The sequence below is a fragment of the Lutibacter sp. TH_r2 genome, assembly GCF_033101135.1.
Taxonomy (GTDB): domain Bacteria; phylum Bacteroidota; class Bacteroidia; order Flavobacteriales; family Flavobacteriaceae; genus Lutibacter.
Genome location: NZ_JAWMPV010000001.1, coordinates 1,533,875 through 1,554,482 on the forward strand (window position 1 = coordinate 1,533,875; position 20,608 = coordinate 1,554,482).

Here is a 20,608-nt window from a genome sequence, read left to right on the forward strand (position 1 = left end):
ACTAGAATTATGGCGTCTCATTATGAAGCACCTATTAGAAAACCTTTAATTACAGGAGAAAAAAGCTACCACGATATTACTGTGGATGTAGCAGCTCCAGTAGAAGGTAAAGCAAATAAATTGTGGTGGACAGTTTTTATAATTTCGCTTTTAGCATTCCTATGGGGATTGGGCGCAATTATATATACAATTGGAACAGGAATTGGAGTTTGGGGATTAAACAAGACCGTAGGTTGGGCTTGGGATATCACTAACTTTGTTTGGTGGGTAGGTATCGGGCATGCTGGTACTTTAATATCAGCCGTTCTTTTACTATTCCGTCAAAAGTGGAGAATGGGTATTAACCGTTCTGCAGAAGCAATGACAATTTTCTCTGTTGTTCAAGCAGGTTTATTCCCTGTAATTCACATGGGACGTGTATGGAATGCACATTTTGTATTGCCATTACCTAACCAATTTGGAACACTTTGGACAAACTTTAACTCACCGTTACTTTGGGATGTATTTGCAATCTCAACATACTTATCAGTATCGTTAGTATTCTGGTGGACAGGTTTACTTCCAGATTTTGCCATGTTACGTGATAGAGCTGTAAAACCATTTCAAAAAAAGATTTACAGTTTAGTAAGTTTTGGTTGGACAGGTAGAGCTAAAGATTGGCAGCGTTTTGAAGAAGTTTCATTAGTGTTAGCAGGTTTAGCAACACCATTAGTACTTTCAGTACATACAATTGTATCGTTTGACTTTGCTACATCAGTAATTCCAGGATGGCATACAACAATTTTCCCTCCATATTTTGTGGCTGGAGCAGTATTCTCTGGATTTGCAATGGTAAATACCTTGTTAATTATAATGAGAAAAGTTTCTAATTTAGAAGCTTATATTACTAAAGGACACATTGAATTAATGAATATTGTAATTATGATTACAGGTTCAATAGTTGGTTGTGCATATATTACAGAGTTATTTATTGCTTGGTATTCAGGTGTTGAATATGAACAATATGCTTTCTTAAATAGAGCAACTGGACCTTATTGGTGGGCGTATTTATTAATGATGAGTTGTAACGTTTTCTCTCCACAATTTATGTGGTTTAAAAAGTTACGTTCTAGTATTATGTTCTCGTTCATTATTTCTATTGTTGTAAATATTGGAATGTGGTTTGAGCGTTTTGTAATTATTGTAACTTCATTACATAGAGATTACTTACCATCGTCATGGACAATGTTTTCTCCAACTTTTGTTGATATTGGAATTTATGTTGGAACTATTGGATTCTTCTTTGTACTATTCTTATTATATGCAAGAACATTCCCAGTAATTGCTCAAGCTGAAGTGAAATCCATTTTAAAATCTTCAGGAGAAAATTATAAAAAATATAGAGATGAAAATGGACCAAATCCAGCACCATCCGTACCTGTAAAAGCTAAAAAAGTAAAAGAAACTGTTAAAGAAGTTGTTGAGGCTCCAAAAGAAAATATTTCAGATAATACAAATAGTTTAATGGGAAGTATTGGTGTGTTTGATACAAAAACTCAAACTCCAGATGATTTAAAACAAATTAGCGGTGTTGGACCAAAATTGGAAAAAACATTAAATAGTATTGGAATTTATAGCTTTGACCAAGTAAGTAAAATGTCTGAAAAAGAATACGATTTATTAGACTCACTTTTAACTACTTTTAAAGGTAGAGCTAAAAGAGATGATTGGGCTGGACAAGCTAAAAACTTAAAAAACAACGGTTAATTATGAGCTCAAAAGTAATACAAGCAATGTATAATGATGATGACGTTCTAATGAGCGCTGTTAAAGAAGTGCGCGCTGCAAATCATCACATTGAAGAAGTTTATACTCCGTTTCCTGTGCACGGATTAGAAAAAGCAATGGGTTTAAAAGATACTAGAATTGCAATTACAGCATTTATTTATGGATGTATTGGTTTTTCTTTTGCAGTTTGGTTGATGAATTATATTATGATTGAAAACTGGCCACAAGATATAGGAGGTAAACCAAGTTTTACATTTCTTCAAAATATGCCAGCTTTTGTACCAGTAATGTTTGAAATGACTGTATTTTTTGCAGCACATTTAATGGTAATTACTTTTTATATGAGAAGTAAATTATGGCCATTTAAAAAAGCAGAAAATCCAGACCCAAGAACAACTGATGATATGTTTGTAATGGAAGTTGCTGTTGAAGGTAATGAAAATGAACTTGTTTCGTTTTTAGAAAATACAGGAACAGTGGAAATTAAAGTAACTGAAAAGCATTAATTAAAATGAGAAACATTTTAAAAATAACATTCGCATTGGCTTTTATGTTTTTATTATCTTCTTGTTGGAGTGATAAAACAAAGCCAAACTATCAATATATGCCTGATATGTATAAATCGGTTGGTTATGAAACGTATACAACTAATCCAAATTATGCAAATGGAATGACAACTCAAAAACCTGTTGAGGGTACAATTGCCAGAGGTCAAGTTCCTTATGAATATAATAATACGGAAGAAGATTATTTAGTAGCAAAAGCTGATTTAAAAAATCCTTTAGAAGTAAATGAGGCTAATCTTGAAAATGGAAAGGCTATGTATGATATTTATTGTACAAGTTGTCATGGTAAAACTGGAGCTGGAGATGGAACTTTAGTACAAAGAGATAAGTTTTTAGGAGTTCCTAATTATAAAGATAGAGATATTACTGAAGGTAGTATTTACCATGTAATTATGTACGGAAGAAATATGATGGGATCTCATTCTTCTCAATTAACACCTGATGAACGTTGGCAAGTTACCATGTATGTTCAACAGTTAAGAACAGAATTATTAAAATAACACTTTTACTTAAGATTTAGAATATGTATACCTTTTCAAGTAAATTAAAAACAGTATCAATCGCCTTAATGCTTATTGGATTATTAGGTGTTGCATACGGATTTTTCACTACACCAAAAACAGTAGAAGATGTTAAAGTAATGATGGTTGATAGTCATGATTCGCATGGTGAAACCGCACATGTTGAAGCAGCAGCGCATGATTCGCATGCTGATGCAACACATTCAGATGATGCACACGCAGAACATGTTTTACATCAATTACAAAATAAACCATGGTCAGCATTGTATGTTGCTTTGTTTTTCTTTTTTATGATTTCTTTAGCAACATTAGCTTTTTACGCAATTCAACATGCTTCACAAGCAGGTTGGCCAGTTGTACTATTCAGAGTTATGGAAGGAATAACAGCTTACTTACCAGTTGGTGGAATATTGTTGTTTGTTTTCTTTGTACTTTCTTCTTTACATATGAATCATTTATTCACATGGATGGATCCAGAAGTTGTTGCACATGATCAATTAATTCAGAATAAAGCAGGATATTTAAACGTACCTTTCTTTTTAGCTAGAGCAGCAATTTATATTATAGGTTGGGTTTTTTATAGAAATCACGCACGTAAATTAACGTTGGCTCAAGATAATGCAGAAAAAGGAGATATAAGTAACTACACAAAGTTATTTAAACGTTCAGCTGCATTTTTAGTTTTCTTTTTAGTAACAGAATCTATGATGAGTTGGGATTGGATTATGAGTTTGGATCCACACTGGTTTAGTACTTTATTTGGATGGTATATATTTGCAAGTATGATTGTTTCGGCAATTACAACAATTGCTTTAATTTCTATTTACTTAAAAGGAAAAGGATATTTAGAATTTGTAAATAATAGTCATTTACATGATTTAGCTAAATATATGTTTGGTTTTAGTGTATTTTGGACCTATTTATGGTTTTCACAGTTTATGTTAATTTGGTACGCAGATATTCCTGAAGAAGTTACCTATTTTGTAACTAGATTTAACGATTATAGATTGCCATTTCTTGGAATGTTAGCCTTAAACTTTGTTTTCCCATTATTAGTTTTAATGAATAGTGATTACAAACGTGTACCATGGTTTATTGTAACCACAGGTATTATAATTTTAATAGGGCATTATGTTGATATTTTTGTAATGATTATGCCAGCAACGGTTGGAGATCAATGGTTCTTCGGAATTTCAGAATTATCTTCAATATTGTTAATATTAGGTATATTTATTTATGTTGTGTTTACAGCATTATCTAAAGCCCCATTGTTAGCAAAAGGAAGTCCTTTTATAAAAGAAAGTGAACATTATCACTATTAAATCGATAAAAAATATTTTAGAAAAGAATCCTGAATTACGTTTAATTCAGGATTTTTTTTATATTTGGCACAACTATAATAACTAACTAAAAAAATATGACTGCAATTTTGTACGTACTACTAGCAATAGTAGTAGGCGTTAGCATCTATCAAGTAGCTAACATTTTTAACTTAAAAAACGTAGTTGCTACTGAAAAAGACAACAATACTCAAGGTATATTATTTGCGGTATTTGGTGTTTTCTTTTATGCTTTAATGATATTCTGTTTTGTAAAATATTCAGTAATATTACTTCCTGAAGCAGCATCAATAGAAGGTGAGAACTATGATTTGTTGTACGCAATTACAATGATATTAATTTTAGTAGTTCAAGCTATTACCCAATTTTTATTATTCTATTTCTCATTTAAATATAGAGGAATTAAAGGAAGAAAAGCTCTATTCTATGCTGATAGTCACAAATTAGAAATGATTTGGACTGTTGTACCAGCAATAACATTAGCAGGTTTAGTTTTATACGGTTTATTTGTTTGGAACGATGTTATGGATACATCAGATGCAGAGAACCCATTAATTGTTGAAGTATACGCAAAACAATTTTCTTGGGAAGCTAGATATGCTGGAGATGATAATGAATTAGGTTTAGCTAATGTAAGAAACATAAAAGGAATCAATACAATGGGTGTTGATATGACGGATAAAAATGCTTTAGACGATGTTCCTGTTCGTGAATTACACTTGCCAAAAGGAAGAAAGGTAATTTTTAAATTTCGTTCACAAGATGTGCTACATTCAGCATACATGCCTCACTTTAGAGCACAAATGAACTGTGTTCCTGGAATGGTAACTCAATTTGCATTTACGCCAAAATATACAACTGAAGAAATGCGATTAAATGAAGAAACTATTGCAAAAGTTAATGGTATTAATAAAATAAGAGCTGAAAAAGGAGAAGATCCTTATGAGTTTGACTACTTATTACTTTGTAATAAAATTTGTGGAGCATCACATTACAATATGCAAATGAAAATAGTTGTTCAAGAAGAAGCAGATTTTAATGCTTGGATTAAGGAACAAAAAACAATTGCACAAGTACTTCAATAAAAAACTAACTACAACTAAAAAATATTTTATGTCTAATCATCATCATAAAGAAACATTTATAACTAAATATGTATTTAGTACAGACCATAAAATGATTTCTAAACAATACCTAGTTACTGGTATTTTTATGGGAATTATTGGGGTTTTTATGTCTATGTTATTTCGTTTGCAAATAGCTTGGCCAGATCATTCATTCAGTATTATTGAAGCATTTTTAGGTCGTCATCAAGATGGAGGAGTAATGACACCTGATATGTACTTGGCTTTAGTAACCATACATGGAACCATAATGGTGTTTTTTGTATTAACAGCAGGTTTAAGTGGTACATTTAGTAACTTATTAATACCATTGCAAATAGGAGCACGTGATATGGCTTCTGGTTTTTTAAATATGGTATCTTATTGGTTGTTCTTTATATCTTGTGTTATAATGGTTATTTCATTATTTGTTGAAGCAGGGCCAGCAGCTGCAGGTTGGACTATTTACCCACCACTAAGTGCTTTACCACAAGCAATGCCAGGTTCAGGATTAGGAATGACACTTTGGTTGGTGGCAATGGCAATATTTATTGCATCTTCATTACTAGGTTCATTAAATTACATAGTGACAGTTTTAAATTTAAGAACTGTTGGTATGAAAATGACTAGATTACCATTAACAATTTGGGCATTTTTTGTAACTGCAATTATTGGTGTAGTTTCATTCCCTGTATTATTATCAGCAGCTTTATTATTGATTTTTGACAGAAGTTTTGGAACTTCCTTCTTTTTATCTGATATATTTATTCAAGGAGAAGTTTTACATTACCAAGGAGGTTCACCAGTATTGTTTGAACACTTATTTTGGTTTTTAGGACACCCAGAAGTATATATAGTTTTATTACCAGCATTAGGTATTACATCAGAAATTATTTCAACAAATTCCAGAAAACCAATTTTTGGGTATAGAGCTATGATTGGTTCTATTATTGCAATTGCATTTTTATCAACCATAGTTTGGGGGCATCATATGTTTGTATCAGGAATGAATCCTTTTTTAGGTTCAGTATTTACGTTTACAACATTACTAATTGCAATTCCTTCAGCTGTAAAAGCATTTAACTATTTAACAACGCTCTGGAAAGGAAACCTCCAAATGAATCCAGCAATGCTTTTTTCTATTGGATTGGTGTCAACATTTATTTCAGGTGGTTTAACAGGGTTAGTGTTAGGTGATAGTGCATTAGATATTAATGTACATGATACTTATTTTGTGGTAGCTCACTTCCATTTAGTTATGGGTGTTTCAGCAATTTATGGAATGTTTGCAGGTGTTTATCACTGGTTCCCTAAAATGTATGGTAGAATGATGAATAAAACACTTGGTTACTGGCATTTCTGGTTAACAGCTGTTGCAGCTTATGGAGTATTCTTCCCAATGCATTTTATTGGTTTAGCAGGTTTACCACGTAGATATTACGCAAATACAGCATTTCCACTATTTGATGATGTAGCCGATGTAAATATTGTAATTACAATGTTTGCTATTTTAGGTGGAGCATCTCAAATTATATTTTTGGCTAACTTTTTTATAAGTATTTATAAAGGTAAAAAAGCAGAACAAAATCCTTGGAAATCGAATACATTAGAATGGACAACTCCAGTAGAGCATGTTCATGGAAATTGGCCAGGAGAAATTCCAACTGTTCACCGTTGGGCTTACGATTATAGTAAACCAGGGCATGATGCAGATTTTGTATTGCAAACAACTCCATTAAAAGAAGGAGAAGAAGAATCGTAAAAAAAGCAAAAAATTATACAATGAAAACCTTTCTAAATTTAGAAAGGTTTTTTTATTTGCGTTATATTTGTTTTTATGAATGAAAACTTGAATCCAGATAAAGATAATTTCTCTCCTGAAGAATTAGATGTAGAGAAAAAATTACGTCCTCTTTCTTTTAGTGATTTTACAGGACAAGATCAAGTTTTAGAAAACTTAAAGATTTTTGTTGAAGCTGCTAACCAAAGAGAAGAGGCATTAGATCATACGTTGTTTCATGGTCCTCCTGGTTTAGGTAAAACAACATTAGCTCACATATTATCTAATGAGTTAAATGTAGGCTTAAAAATCACGTCTGGACCAGTACTTGATAAACCAGGTGATTTAGCAGGCTTACTTACCAATTTAAGTGAACGTGATGTTTTATTTATAGATGAAATCCATAGATTAAGCCCAATTGTTGAAGAATATTTATATTCTGCAATGGAAGACTACAGAATTGATATAATGATTGAATCTGGGCCAAATGCGCGTACTGTTCAAATTGAATTAGAACCTTTCACATTAATTGGAGCAACAACACGTTCAGGGTTGTTAACAGCACCAATGCGTGCTCGTTTTGGAATTAGTAGTAGACTTCAATACTATAGTACCGAATTATTAACAACTATTGTTCAACGTAGTTCAGGAATATTAAATGTTGCAATTTCAATGGAAGCAGCTATTGAAATTGCTGGACGTAGTAGAGGAACTCCACGTATTGCTAACGCATTACTTAGAAGAGTGCGTGATTTTGCACAAATAAAAGGAAATGGATCCATTGATATTGAAATTGCTCAATACGCTTTAAATGCCTTAAATGTAGATGCACATGGGTTAGATGAAATGGATAATAAAATATTAACTACCATAATAGATAAATTTAAAGGTGGTCCAGTTGGTATTTCTACATTAGCTACTGCTGTTAGTGAAAATTCAGAAACTATAGAAGAAGTTTATGAACCTTTTCTAATTCAAGAAGGTTTTATTATGAGAACACCAAGAGGTAGAGAGGTAACTCATTTAGCCTATAAACATTTAGGAAGAATTAAAGGCACCTCACAATCTGAATTATTTTAATAGTATGTGATAGTAATCACAAAGACAGAAAAACGGACACGTTACTTTTGTTTATCAAATTGAAAAACTTATCAAATGAGTTTTAAAAAATATCTTCCTTTTTTAACATGGTTACCTTTAGTTAAAAACACATGGAAAGATGATTTAATTGCAGGTTTAACAGGAACAGTAGTTGTAATTCCCATGGCTGTTGCATTTGCAATGATAGCAGGTTTGCCGCCAGTTTATGGGTTTTATACAGCTATGATAACTCCAGTTATTGCAGCTTTTTTTGGCTCATCATATCATTTAATTTCCGGTCCAACTACAACAAGTTCAATAGTAGTTTTTGCCATTATTAGTAAACATGTAAATCCAGAAACAGAATTAGAAGCATTTATTTCTTTGGCAATTTTAATATCGTTTATGGCAGGTATTATAAAACTGTTAATGGGAATTGCTAAAATGGGTAAATTAGTAAATTTTGTTTCAAATTCTGTTGTAATAGGTTTTGCTGCAGGTGCTGGAATATTAATAGCAGTGAAACAATTAAAGCATGTTTTTGGAATTAAAGTACCATTGGGAAGTTCGTTTTACGATATTCTGAAATATATTATTTACCATATTGAAGAAACCAACGTATATGTTTTAGCCATAGCTTTAGGTACATTAATAGTCTCAATTTTTATAAAAAAATTCATAAAAGTCTTGTCTAGATTACACATGCTAATTGCAATGATTTTAGCCAGTGTTGTTGCTTTTTTAATAGATGGTAGTGCATTAGGAATTCAAACAGTAGGATATGTTCCTTCTAATTTACCACCATTTAAAATTCCAGATTTTAGTTTTGACAATATGAAAATGTTAAGTTCAGGTGCGGTAACTTTAGCATTACTTGGTTTGGTTGAGGCAGTTTCTATTGGAAGATCAATTGCATTGCATACACATCAAAAGTTAGATAACAATCAAGAGTTTATAGGCCAAGGTTTAACCAATATAATTTCAAGTTTTTTCTCGTCTTACGTAAGTTCAGGATCATTTACAAGGTCTAGTGTTAATTATCAATCTGGTGCTAAAACTCCCTTTTCTGCTATTATTTCTGCTATAGGATTAATGATAGTGGTATTATTTTTTGCAGAATATGCTTCCTATTTACCAATACCAGCAATGGGAGGAATTATTTTAATGATTGGATATAAATTAATTGATATTCATCATATAAAACAAATTATAAAAAGTAGCAAACGTGAGTTTATAGTATTAGCAGTTACATTATTAGGTACTTTATTTTTTGAACTTGAAACTGCCTTGTTTTCTGGTATTATGATTTCTTTATTTTTCTATTTAGAAAAAACATCAAAACCAAACATTGCTATTTTTGGAAAAAATAAAGACAATAACTTTATTAATATAATTAGAGATAATTCAACTAAAGAATGTCCACAATTAAAAATTGTTAGAATAGATGGTTCTATTTATTTTGGGGCTGTAGAAGTTATTTCAAATTATTTTGCTGAATTGTATGATAAAGGAGAAAGCAAAAATTTATTAATTATATCAAACGGAGTTAATTTTATTGATTTAGCTGGTGCAGAATGGATTACACAAGAAGCATTGAAGTGGGAAAAAAGAGGAGGAGGAATTTATTTTGTTGGGCTAAAAATAATAAGTCAAGATATTTTAAAAAATGGAGGATTTATAAAAACAATAGGAGCGCATCATTTTTTTAAAGATAAGAACACGGCTTTGGCTACTATTTATCCAAATTTAGACCAAAATATATGTAAATCTTGTACTGTTAAAATATTTGAAGAGTGTAAGTAGAAAAATATAATAATGAAATTAAAAGAAATTTTTCCAATTCTTGAGTGGTTACCAAATTATAAAAAAGAATGGCTTAAAAACGATATTGGAGCTGGCTTAACTGTTGGTATTATGTTAATACCTCAAGGTATTGCGTACGCCATGATTGCTGGATTACCACCAATTTATGGTTTATATACCGCCATGATTCCTCAAATAGTATATGCTATTTTTGGTACTTCACGTCAGTTAGCTGTTGGTCCTGTAGCAATGGATTCTTTAATTGTAGCTTCTGGTGTTGCAGCATTAGCAGAAATTGGAACAGAAAATTTTATTGAATTTGCAATTCTATTGGCAACTTTAATGGGAATAATCCAAGTGATTTTCGGAATATTTAAACTTGGATTTTTAGTCAATTTTTTATCAAGACCAGTAATTAGTGGCTTTACATCAGCAGCTGCATTAATTATAGGCTTAAATCAATTAAAACACTTATTAGGAATAGATATTAGTAGAAATAATAAAATTCAATATTTACTAATTGAAGCTTTTGAAAATATTAAAAATATTGGTTGGATCACGCCGTTAATTGGAATTTTATCAATAATAATATTAGTTTTTTTAAAAAAGTATGCAAAAAAAATCCCAGCAGCATTAGTTGTTGTTATACTAGGAATAATAATTGTAAAGTTTTTAAAATTAGAAAATTTAGGTGTAGAAATTATTGGTAAAATACCAGAAGGTTTACCAAGTTTTAGAATGCCAAATTTCAATATAGAAATTATTCAACAGTTATTTCCAGTTGCTTTAACACTATCTTTTATTGCATTTTTGGAAGCTATATCAGTTGCAAAAGCTATAGAATTAAAACATTCAGATTATAAAGTAAATCCAAATAAAGAATTGATTGCTATAGGATTAGGAAACATAATTGGTTCGTTTTTTCAAACCTATCCAGCAACAGGCGGCTTGTCAAGAACTGCGGTAAATAATCAAGTTGGTGCAAAAACACCACTAGCGTCAATTTTTTCAGCTTTAATTGTAGCTTTAACATTGTTATTTTTAACTCCAGTTTTTTATTATTTACCAAAAGCAATTTTAGCAGCTATTATTATTGTTGCAGTGTTTGGATTGTTAGATTTTTCTGTACCAAGTCAATTATTAAAATCTTCAAAAAGAGAATTAATAATTCTTAACATTACACTATTAGTCACAGCAACAGTTGGAATAAAAGAAGGAGTATTTACAGGTATTATATTGTCCATAGCAATGTTAATTTATAGAAGTACCAAACCTCATATTGCTGTTTTAGGTAAAGTGCCAAATACCCATTTTTATCGAAATTTAAAAAGATTTGAAGGTTTACTGGAAGTTCAAGAAGAAATACTGATTGTTAGATTTGATGCTCAATTATATTTTGCTAATGTGCAGTATTTTAAAGATAAACTTGAAGAATATGTAAACCAAAAGGGCAAAAAATTAGAACAAATTATTATTGATGGTGAAAGTATTAATAGTGTGGATAGTTCAGCAATTTTTAGTTTAAAAGAAATCATAGATAAATACAAAACAAAAAAAATTCAAGTAATGTTTACAGGAATGAAAGGACCTGTGAGAGATGTTTTAGAACGAAGTGAAATTATTTCTGATATTGGTTACAATTCCTGTTTTATGAGTGTTCAAGAAGCTGTAGATGCTTTTAATAATGAAAAATTGAATAGAGATATAGAAGTTAAATACTTTGACTATATAAAACAAACCAATACTAAATAGTTTATAAAGCTATGTGATTTCAGTTACAAAAAGATAGTTTCTAACTTGTAGTTTTGAAAACACTACAACCTAGAAGTTTAACAAAATAAAAATCAGTTAATTATGAAAGTAGAACAATTATTTACAGGCTGTTTAGCAGAAATGGCTTATTACATTCATTCTAATGGAGAAGCTGCAATTATAGATCCATTAAGAGAAACTGAACCATATATAGAAATGGCGAAAGCAGATGGAGCTAAAATTAAATACGTTTTTTTAACTCACTTTCATGCCGATTTTGTGTCTGGTCAAGTTGATTTAGCTAAAAAAACTGGAGCAACCATTGTTTTTGGGCCAAATGCCAATCCTAATTATAACATTCACCAAGGTAAAGATGGAGAACAATTTAAAATTGGAGATTTAACATTAAAATTATTACATACACCAGGGCATACTATGGAATCTTCATCCTATGTATTAATAGATGAAAAAGGAAAAAAACCTTATGTATTTACAGGAGACTGTTTGTTTATTGGAGATGTTGGACGCCCAGATTTAGCAGTGAAGTCGGACTTAACACAAGAAGATTTAGCAGGTCATTTATTTGAATCACTTCGAAATAAAATAATGACATTACCAGATGATATTATTGTTTATCCAAATCACGGAGCAGGTTCTGCATGTGGTAAAAATATGAGTTCTGAAACATTTGACACACTTGGTAATCAAAAGAAAACCAATTATGCTTTAAGAGCAGATATGACCAAAGAAGAATTTATTAAAGAAGTTACTACAGGTTTAAAGCCAGCACCACAGTACTTTGGAAATAATGTTAGAATGAATAAAGGCATTAATACAACTATTGATGAAATTTTAAAAAGAGGAACAACGCCAATTGATGCAGATTCGTTTAAAGAAATGAGTGAGCAAGATGATATTATGGTTATTGACACCCGTTCAAAAGAAATATATTCTGAAGAAGGAACAGTTCCTGGCGCTTGGTATATTGGAGTTGATGGTAGTTTTGCTCCTTGGGTAGGTGCGCTAATTAAAGATATTAATCAAAAAATAATTTTTATTTCCGAAGAAGGAAGAGAGCAAGAAGTAGTTACGCGTTTTTCTCGCGTAGGATACGATAATACAGTAGGTTATTTACGAGGAGGAATTCACTCATGGTTAGCAGCAGGTCATAATGTTGATAAAATAGGTTCTATTTCAGCAACTCAATTCTCAAAAATGATTAAAGAAAAAGATTCATCTAAAGTATTATTAGATGTTAGAAAAGAATCAGAATATCAATCAGAACATGTTGTAGGTGTTGAAAATTTCCCTTTAGATACAATACATTCTAATTTTGCAGAAATTAAACCTGAAAAAGAATACTTTTTACATTGTGCAAGTGGCTATCGCTCTTTAATTGCTTCATCTATTTTTATGGCAAAAGGAGCAAAACATGTAACCGATGTTAGAGGAGGTTTTAAAGATATTAAAGATACTGGCGCACCATTAACAGATTATGTGTGTCCAACAACACTTTTATAATTATTTTAAAAGTTTTTAGTAGTAATAAATAGTTAAGGGAGTTTTTGGACTCCCTTTCTTTTTTGGGTAACTTTGGTTACTAGCATTCATAAATGGAAAATTACATTTGTAAAATATCAAAAACATACTTTTAATGAAAAAATACGTAACTTTAACTATTGTATTAATTTTTACAGTATTAAGTTTTTCGTGTAATGGAAAACAACCAGCTAAAATAGCTACCTCAAATGGAGAAATTAATAGAGTAACTCCTCTAGAATTTCAAGAAAAATTAAAAAATAATACTTTGATTGATATTCGAACTCCAAGAGAGTTTGCTCAAGGTTATATAGAAGGTGCCGTAAATATTAATTACTATGATAGAGCTTTTATTGAGCAAATTTCTAAATTTGATAAATCAAAACCAATATTTATCTACTGTAGATCAGGAAGCAGAACATCTAGTGCTTCAAAAAAAATATCAAATTTAGGATTTACACAAGTCTATGAGTTAAATGGAGGTATTGTTAATTGGTATAGAAATAAATTAAAAATTGTAAAATAGGATGATAAAAAAAGTATTCATTTTAGTACTTTCAATAACGCTGTTTTCATGTGGAAACCAGTTTTCTGAAAAAGAGCAATTAGAATATACTAAAAAAGGAAAAGAAATTGCACAAGCCTCTTTCAAAGAGTTAAGTACAAATTTAAAAACCCAAATGAAAGCAGGTGGACCAGCAAAGGCAATACCATTTTGTAAAGAAGAAGCCTTACCAATTTTAGCTGAACTTTCAGAAAAACACAATGCAACTATTAAAAGATCTTCAGATCAATTGAGAAGTTGTAAAATTGAACCGGCTTTGAGAGAGTTAGATATAATACATGCATACAAACAATCTAAATCACAACAAAAAGAGTTAAAACCAATAGTTGAAATTGATAACGAAGGAAATAAACATTTTTACTCGCCAATTCTAATAAAATCACAATGTTTAGTTTGCCATGGAAAAGTAAATGAAACCATGACAGTTCAAACAGACTCCATTATAAAATCTATCTATCCTTTTGATATTGCTACCGGTTATAGCGAAGGTGATGTTAGAGGAATTTGGAGTATAACTTTTAATAAATAATAGCATGGCAAAAGTAGTAGTTTTAGGTGCTGGTATTTCTGGGCATACTGCAGTTTCTTATTTAAGCAGAGCTTTAAAAAACAAGCACGAAGTTGTAATGGTATCACCAAATAGTAATTTTCAATGGGTACCATCTAATATTTGGGTTGGTGTGGGTTTAATGACACCAGATCAGGTAAAATTTAAATTAGCACCAGTTTATAAAAAAATGGGTATTGATTATAAACAAGCTTTAGCAACAGCAATTTATCCAGAAGGTGATACAGAAAATGAGAAAGGTTATGTAAAAATTAAATACGTTACTGAAGAAAATAAAGATGTTGAAGAAAAAGTAACCTATGATTACCTAATTAATGCCACAGGGCCAAAATTAAACTTTGAAGCAACTGAAGGATTGGGTCCAAAAAAATTCACACAATCTGTTTGTACCTATGATCATGCAGCCCACGCATGGGAAAATTTACAAGAATCTTTTAAAAAGATGGAGAATGGCGAAAAACAAACCTTTTTAGTTGGTACTGGTCACGCATTAGCAACTTGCCAAGGTGCAGCTTTTGAATATATTTTAAATATTGCCTTTGAAATTAATAAAAGAAAATTAAATCATTTAGCAGATTTATGGTGGATAACTAACGAATATGAACTAGGTGATTTTGGAATGGGTGGAGCATATATAAAACGAAATGGATATATTACACCAACAAAAATATTTGCTGAATCTATATTGAAAGAACATGGAGTTAGATGGATTAAACAAGCAGGAGTTTCTAAAATTGAAAAAGGTGTTGTTCATTATGAAACTTTAGATGGTGATTTAGAAACAAAAGAGTTCGATTTTGCCATGTTAATTCCAGGTTTTGCAGGTGCAGGAATGAAAGCTTTTGATAAACAAGGTGAAGATATTTCCGCAAGAGTATTTGCAGCAAATGGAATGATGAAAGTTGATGCAGATTATACTCCAAAACCTTTTGAAGAATGGAAAGCACAAGATTGGCCGTTAAATTATCAAAGTACTGAATATGCTAACGTTTATGCAGCAGGTATTGCTTTTGCACCACCACACGGAATGTCAAAACCAATGCAAAGTCCAAACGGAACTAAAATATTTCCAACTCCACCACGTACAGGAATGCCTTCAGGAGTAATTGGAAAAATTGTAGCCCAAAATATTATTCATCAAATAAAAACGGGAATAGTGGAGCATCCACACGAAGCCTCAATGGCAAAAATGGGAGCTGCATGTATAGTTTCAGCAGGTTATGGATTACGAAAAGGACAAGCTGCTGTTATGACAGTAAACCCTATTGTTGCAGATTGGGAAAAATATCCAAAATGGGGACGAGATATAAATGATACTGTTGGAGTTGTAGGTACTGCTGGGCATTGGATGAAACTATTTATGCATTACATGTTTATTTATAAAGCAAAAGCAAAACCATTTTGGTGGTTAATTCCTGAATAAAAAATTAAAGTTATGAGCAAAAGTTTAGATAAAAACATTCCATATAGCAATATGTCTTATGGAACAGAACCAACAAGGTTAGTTAAATTTATGAGAGTTTGTTTCTTATACCAAATTTATAACTTTTTTAAGTTAAATTTAAAAGTTATGCTTATAGTTGTAAGGGGTCATTCTTAATAACTACTAAATTATTAAATTAAATTATTTTAAATGAAAAACAATATAGAAATAGTAAACTTAAAATGCGGTGGTTGCGCCAATTCTATAAAAAAAGGTTTGTTAAATATAGAAGGTGTTAGTGAAGTTAGTGTAGAACTCGAAACTTCAAAAGTAACTGTAGAAGTTGCTAATGAAGAAATTTTAAGTGAAGTTAAAAAGAAATTATCTTCTATGGGTTATCCAGAAATTGGAGATGCAAATACGGTAATTCACAAAGCAAAATCATTTGTGAGTTGTGCAACAGGAAGAATGTCTACTGAAGAGTAGTATTTAATTCACTAAAGTTCAATATTGCAACATAAGTCACGTAAATATTTAGTGATTTATGTTGCAATATTATTTATAGCTTTAATTACTTTTACAGTCTAAATAAAATAAAATGGAGGATGCTCTTTTCTACGATAGAATGCAATTTGCATTTACTATCACATTTCATTATTTGTTTCCACAATTAACAATGGGATTATCTTTAATAATTGTTTATTTCAAAGGTAAATACTTAAAAAATAAAATAGAAAAATACAACGATGCTGCAAAATTTTGGATGAAAGTATTTGCCATAAATTTCGCAATGGGTGTAGTAACAGGTATTCCTATGGAATTTCAATTTGGTACCAATTGGGCTAAATTTTCGGAATTAACAGGAGGTATTATAGGGCAAACATTAGCAATGGAAGGTATGTTTTCCTTCTTTTTAGAATCAAGTTTTTTAGGATTATTTTTATTTGGTGAGAAATTATTAGGTCAAAAACTTCATTTTTTAACTGGTTTTTTAGTCTTTTTAGGCTCATGGGCAAGTGGTTATTTAATTATAGCTACACATTCTTGGATGCAATACCCAGTAGGTTATGAAATTTTAGAAAATGGAAAATTTGTATTAAATAATTTTTCAGCCTTGTTTAGTAACCCTTGGTTATTACCATCATATTTTCATAATCAAGCGGCTTCACTAGTTACAAGTTCATTTGTAGTTGGAGGAATTGGAGCATTTTACTTGTTAAGTAAAAAACATTTAGAATTTGGTAAAATATTTTTAAAAACCGGTGTTATTTTTGGTCTAGTATCAAGTTTACTAGTGGCATTTCCAACAGGAGATTTAGCAGCTAAAAATGTTGCTAAATATCAACCAGTTGCGTTTGCAGCCATGGAAGGCTTGTTTGATACTGAACAAGGTGCAGAAATTGTGTTAATTGGGCAACCAAACATCAAAGAAAAAAGATTGGATAATAAAATTGCTGTGCCAAATATTTTAAGTTTTTTAACCTATAATAATTGGAATGCAGAAGTTAAAGGTTTAAATGAATTTGACGAAAGTTTATACCCTACAAATATTCCTGGATTGTATTATTCATACCATATTATGGTTGGTTTAGGAACTATTTTTATTGGTATTTTATTAATAGCAGTTATTTATTTATACTTCAAAAAATTATACAATGTAAAATGGATTTTATGGATTATTATGTTTTTAATGCCATTTCCATACATTGCAAATATAACTGGCTGGTATACTGCTGAATTAGGGAGACAACCTTGGTTGGTTTATAATTTAATGCGTGTATCTGAAGGAGCTTCTCCAACAGTTTCAGCTGGAAGTACATTGTTTACGTTACTTGGATTTATAGGTTTATATTTATTATTAGGTTTATTATTTTTAATTTTAGTAGGAAAAATAATATACAAAGGTCCACAAACACTAAAAGCTTAAAAAAATGGAGATTTTCTGGTATATAGTTTTAATGTTAATGTTAGGTGTTTATGTGATACTTGATGGCTACGATTTTGGAGTAGGGATTATTCATTTATTTTTTGCTAAAAAGGAAGAAGATAAATCCTCAATTACTAAAAGTATTGGTCCGTTTTGGGATGCTAATGAAGTTTGGCTAATTGCAGCTGGAGGTGTTTTGTTTTTTGCTTTCCCAACACTATATGCGAGTTCCTTTAGTGGGTTTTATTTACCGTTAATTATGATTTTATGGTTGCTTATTTTTAGGGCTATTGGCTTGGAATTAAGAGGTCAAGTGAATAATGCAATATGGCATAAAATATGGGACAAAGCATTTGGAGTTGCCAGTTTATTATTAGCTTTATTTTTTGGGTTGGCATTAGGTAACGTTGTAAGAGGAGTTAATTTAGGTGTTGTTGAAAATGGAGTTTCTACACATGAAGGTATTTATTTTTTTGTTCCACTATGGAATGCTGAATTTTCACCATTTTCTGAACATTTAGGAATTATAGATTGGTTTACAATATTATTAGGTCTTGTAGCAGTAGTTGCTTTAACCATACACGGAGCAAATTGGGTAATATTTAAAACGAACAGTACAATAAATAATAAGTTGAAAGATGTAGTTTTTAAATTAACAATTGTATTGTGTCTATTAATTATTATTTCAGTAATGGTTTGGGGTACTGTAAATAATAATCCACTTAATAACTTTATAGAATATCCATTTTTAATTGTTTTTCCAGTAATTAGTTTATTTGGGTTAATTAACTTATTTAGAATTAAAAAGTTTAAAAAAGATGGCCTTGGATTTTTAAATTCATCATTATTTTTATTTGGAGCATTTGCTTCAACTGCTTCTGCTTTATTTCCAGTAGTATTACCTTCAACAAATACGGTAAACCCTTCATTAACTATTTACAACACAGCTGCCGATTCTTATGGCTTATCTGTTGGTATTTGGTGGTGGGTAATAGCAATTATTTTAGTCGGAATTTACCTAATTGTTCAATATAGAATTTTTAAAGGTAAAATGGATCATGTACCTTATGGTCATCATTAATTTTTTTCGTACTTTTAGTTAGAAAGTAACTTAAATAATTTAAAATAATGAAAAAAAATATTGGTACTAGCGATCGAGTTATTCGAATTATTTTAGCAGTTGGTATTGGTTATTTTGCATATTCAACTGAATTTGATACTCAATGGATTAAAACTGTATTGTACATAGTTTCTGCTGTTTTATTTATTACTCTAATAACGGGGTTTTGTGGTATTTATAAATTATTTGGTATAAATACGTGTAAGCTATAATATGTTTTTTTAAAAATGGCATTAATCTATAAGTGATTTAAATCACTTATAGATATAATTTTTTATATATTTTTCAACTCCTAAAAATTAATAATCAATTAAAACTTATTAAAACAATGTCACAACATTTTCAAGTACTTGTAATTGGAGGAGGTACAGCTGGAATTATGGTTTCTTCTATGTTAAAAAGAAAGAAATCAGATTTACAAATTGCTATTATAGAACCTGCTGAAACACATTATTATCAACCAGCTTGGACTTTAGTTGGAGCGAATACCTATAATTTTGAAAAAACTGGAAGACCTATGGCTTCATTAATTCCAAATGGGGTTAGTTGGATTAAAGAATTTGCTGAAACTTTTGATCCAGAGAATAATAAAGTTGTTACAAAAAATGGTACTGAATTTACCTATGATTATTTAGTTGTTGTTCCAGGATTAAAAATTGCTCCAGAATTAGTGGAAGGATTAAAAGATGCTATGGATAAAGGTGTGGTTTGTAGTAATTATACAAATCCTAAACATACTTGGGAAACGCTTAAAAATTTTAAAGGTGGTACTGCATTGTTTACGCAACCTACAACTCCAATTAAATGTGGTGGAGCTCCTCAAAAAATCATGTATTTAGCTGAAGAGCATTTCAGTAAAGCTGGAGTAAGAGATAAAACAGATGTTGTTTTTGCTTTACCAAGTGGTTCTATTTTTGGGGTAAAAATTATTGCAGATACATTAATGGAAGTTGTTGATAAAAAGGATATTAATGTTCGTTTTTTCCATAAGTTAGTTAAAGTAGATGCTGATAAAAAAATAGCTTGGTATGAAATTGATAAAGATTTAACTGCCGGTGGTTGTGTTACCATTGCTGATGGTGACGAGGCATCTTTAGACAGAGATATACAGTATAATTATAAAGATGTAAAAGTTACACGTGAAGGTGAAAGATATGGAATTCATTTTGATATGATGCATTTGGCACCGCCACAACAAGCACCCGATTTTATTAGGAATTCTCCTTTGGCTGCTGAAACTGGTTGGATTAGTGTAGATTCAAAAACTATGCAGCATACTAAATATTCAAATATTTTTAGCTTTGGAGATGCATCTAACTTACCAACATCAAAAACTGGAGCAGCTATTAGAAAACAAGTTCCTGTTGCTGTTGCAAATATTTTAAAATTAATTGATTCGAAATCACTTTCAACAAAAGAGTATGATGGTTATACTTCATGTCCGTTAGTTACTGGATATGGAAAAATGGTATTAGCAGAATTTGATTATAAAAAGAATTTTAAACCAGACCCAAAGCTAAAACAGTTTCCAATGTTGCTAAATGATTCTTCAAAAGAACATTGGCGTTTATGGATGCTTAAAAAATATGGACTTCCATATTTATATTGGAATAAAATGATGAAAGGAATTGAGGTATAGTGTTTTAGCTATATAAAGAAAACATGCGTCACCCTGAACTTGATTCAGGGTCTCATCGTGATTTGTTGTAGTTTGATGAGATTCTGAATCAAGTTCAGAATGACGGTTTTCTAAA

General features: G+C 30.7%; 19 protein-coding genes. All 19 read left to right on the plus strand.

Annotated elements, in window-relative coordinates:
• Positions 1–9: 9 nt before the first annotated feature.
• The 19 genes from nrfD (at position 10) to R3X25_RS06565 (ending at position 20,493) form a co-directional block, all read left to right on the plus strand.
• Positions 10–1,746: an NrfD/PsrC family molybdoenzyme membrane anchor subunit gene (gene nrfD / locus R3X25_RS06475; RefSeq protein WP_317673024.1), complete on the plus strand. Its 1,737-nt coding sequence runs from the start codon at positions 10–12 to the stop codon at positions 1,744–1,746.
• A 2-nt stretch (positions 1,747–1,748) separates the two neighbouring features.
• On the plus strand, positions 1,749–2,273 hold the full coding sequence (locus R3X25_RS06480) for a DUF3341 domain-containing protein (protein ID WP_317673025.1): 525 nt from the start codon (positions 1,749–1,751) through the stop codon (positions 2,271–2,273).
• 5 nt (positions 2,274–2,278) lie between these two features.
• Positions 2,279–2,833, plus strand: a complete 555-nt coding sequence (locus R3X25_RS06485; protein ID WP_317673026.1) for a cytochrome c — start codon at positions 2,279–2,281, stop codon at positions 2,831–2,833.
• A 23-nt stretch (positions 2,834–2,856) separates the two neighbouring features.
• On the plus strand, positions 2,857–4,176 hold the full coding sequence (locus tag R3X25_RS06490) for a quinol:cytochrome C oxidoreductase (protein ID WP_317673027.1): 1,320 nt from the start codon (positions 2,857–2,859) through the stop codon (positions 4,174–4,176).
• A gap of 95 nt (positions 4,177–4,271) precedes the next feature.
• On the plus strand, positions 4,272–5,279 hold the full coding sequence (locus tag R3X25_RS06495; protein WP_317673028.1) for a cytochrome c oxidase subunit II: 1,008 nt from the start codon (positions 4,272–4,274) through the stop codon (positions 5,277–5,279).
• A 28-nt stretch (positions 5,280–5,307) separates the two neighbouring features.
• Positions 5,308–7,059: a cbb3-type cytochrome c oxidase subunit I gene (locus tag R3X25_RS06500; RefSeq protein ID WP_317673029.1), complete on the plus strand. Its 1,752-nt coding sequence runs from the start codon at positions 5,308–5,310 to the stop codon at positions 7,057–7,059.
• Between the two features lie 75 nt (positions 7,060–7,134).
• Positions 7,135–8,157 (plus strand): Holliday junction branch migration DNA helicase RuvB, encoded by a 1,023-nt coding sequence (ruvB, locus tag R3X25_RS06505; protein ID WP_317673031.1) that lies wholly within the window; start codon positions 7,135–7,137, stop codon positions 8,155–8,157.
• A 75-nt stretch (positions 8,158–8,232) separates the two neighbouring features.
• A complete protein-coding gene (locus R3X25_RS06510) occupies positions 8,233–9,960 on the plus strand; it encodes a SulP family inorganic anion transporter (RefSeq protein WP_317673033.1) in 1,728 nt (575 codons plus the stop codon).
• Between the two features lie 12 nt (positions 9,961–9,972).
• Positions 9,973–11,712, plus strand: a complete 1,740-nt coding sequence (locus R3X25_RS06515) for a solute carrier family 26 protein (protein WP_317673035.1) — start codon at positions 9,973–9,975, stop codon at positions 11,710–11,712.
• A 102-nt stretch (positions 11,713–11,814) separates the two neighbouring features.
• Complete coding sequence (locus R3X25_RS06520; RefSeq protein WP_317673037.1) at positions 11,815–13,233, plus strand: MBL fold metallo-hydrolase; 1,419 nt, start codon at positions 11,815–11,817, stop codon at positions 13,231–13,233.
• Positions 13,234–13,366: 133 nt separating this feature from the next.
• The gene (locus R3X25_RS06525; RefSeq protein ID WP_317673039.1) at positions 13,367–13,777 is read left to right on the plus strand and encodes a rhodanese-like domain-containing protein; all 411 of its coding nucleotides are present in this window, start codon (positions 13,367–13,369) and stop codon (positions 13,775–13,777) included.
• Position 13,778: 1 nt separating this feature from the next.
• Complete coding sequence (locus tag R3X25_RS06530; RefSeq protein ID WP_317673041.1) at positions 13,779–14,345, plus strand: DUF3365 domain-containing protein; 567 nt, start codon at positions 13,779–13,781, stop codon at positions 14,343–14,345.
• Positions 14,346–14,349: 4 nt separating this feature from the next.
• Positions 14,350–15,807: an FAD/NAD(P)-binding oxidoreductase gene (locus tag R3X25_RS06535; RefSeq protein ID WP_317673043.1), complete on the plus strand. Its 1,458-nt coding sequence runs from the start codon at positions 14,350–14,352 to the stop codon at positions 15,805–15,807.
• Between the two features lie 12 nt (positions 15,808–15,819).
• On the plus strand, positions 15,820–15,984 hold the full coding sequence (locus R3X25_RS06540) for a hypothetical protein (RefSeq protein ID WP_317673044.1): 165 nt from the start codon (positions 15,820–15,822) through the stop codon (positions 15,982–15,984).
• 33 nt (positions 15,985–16,017) lie between these two features.
• On the plus strand, positions 16,018–16,293 hold the full coding sequence (locus R3X25_RS06545; RefSeq protein ID WP_317673046.1) for a heavy metal-associated domain-containing protein: 276 nt from the start codon (positions 16,018–16,020) through the stop codon (positions 16,291–16,293).
• 112 nt (positions 16,294–16,405) lie between these two features.
• Positions 16,406–17,734, plus strand: a complete 1,329-nt coding sequence (locus tag R3X25_RS06550; protein ID WP_317673048.1) for a cytochrome ubiquinol oxidase subunit I — start codon at positions 16,406–16,408, stop codon at positions 17,732–17,734.
• A gap of 4 nt (positions 17,735–17,738) precedes the next feature.
• Positions 17,739–18,815: a cytochrome d ubiquinol oxidase subunit II gene (cydB, locus tag R3X25_RS06555; protein WP_317673050.1), complete on the plus strand. Its 1,077-nt coding sequence runs from the start codon at positions 17,739–17,741 to the stop codon at positions 18,813–18,815.
• A 47-nt stretch (positions 18,816–18,862) separates the two neighbouring features.
• Positions 18,863–19,066, plus strand: a complete 204-nt coding sequence (locus R3X25_RS06560; RefSeq protein ID WP_317673052.1) for a DUF2892 domain-containing protein — start codon at positions 18,863–18,865, stop codon at positions 19,064–19,066.
• 116 nt (positions 19,067–19,182) lie between these two features.
• The gene (locus tag R3X25_RS06565; RefSeq protein WP_317673054.1) at positions 19,183–20,493 is read left to right on the plus strand and encodes an FAD/NAD(P)-binding oxidoreductase; all 1,311 of its coding nucleotides are present in this window, start codon (positions 19,183–19,185) and stop codon (positions 20,491–20,493) included.
• The last annotated feature ends 115 nt before the right edge of the window (positions 20,494–20,608 follow it).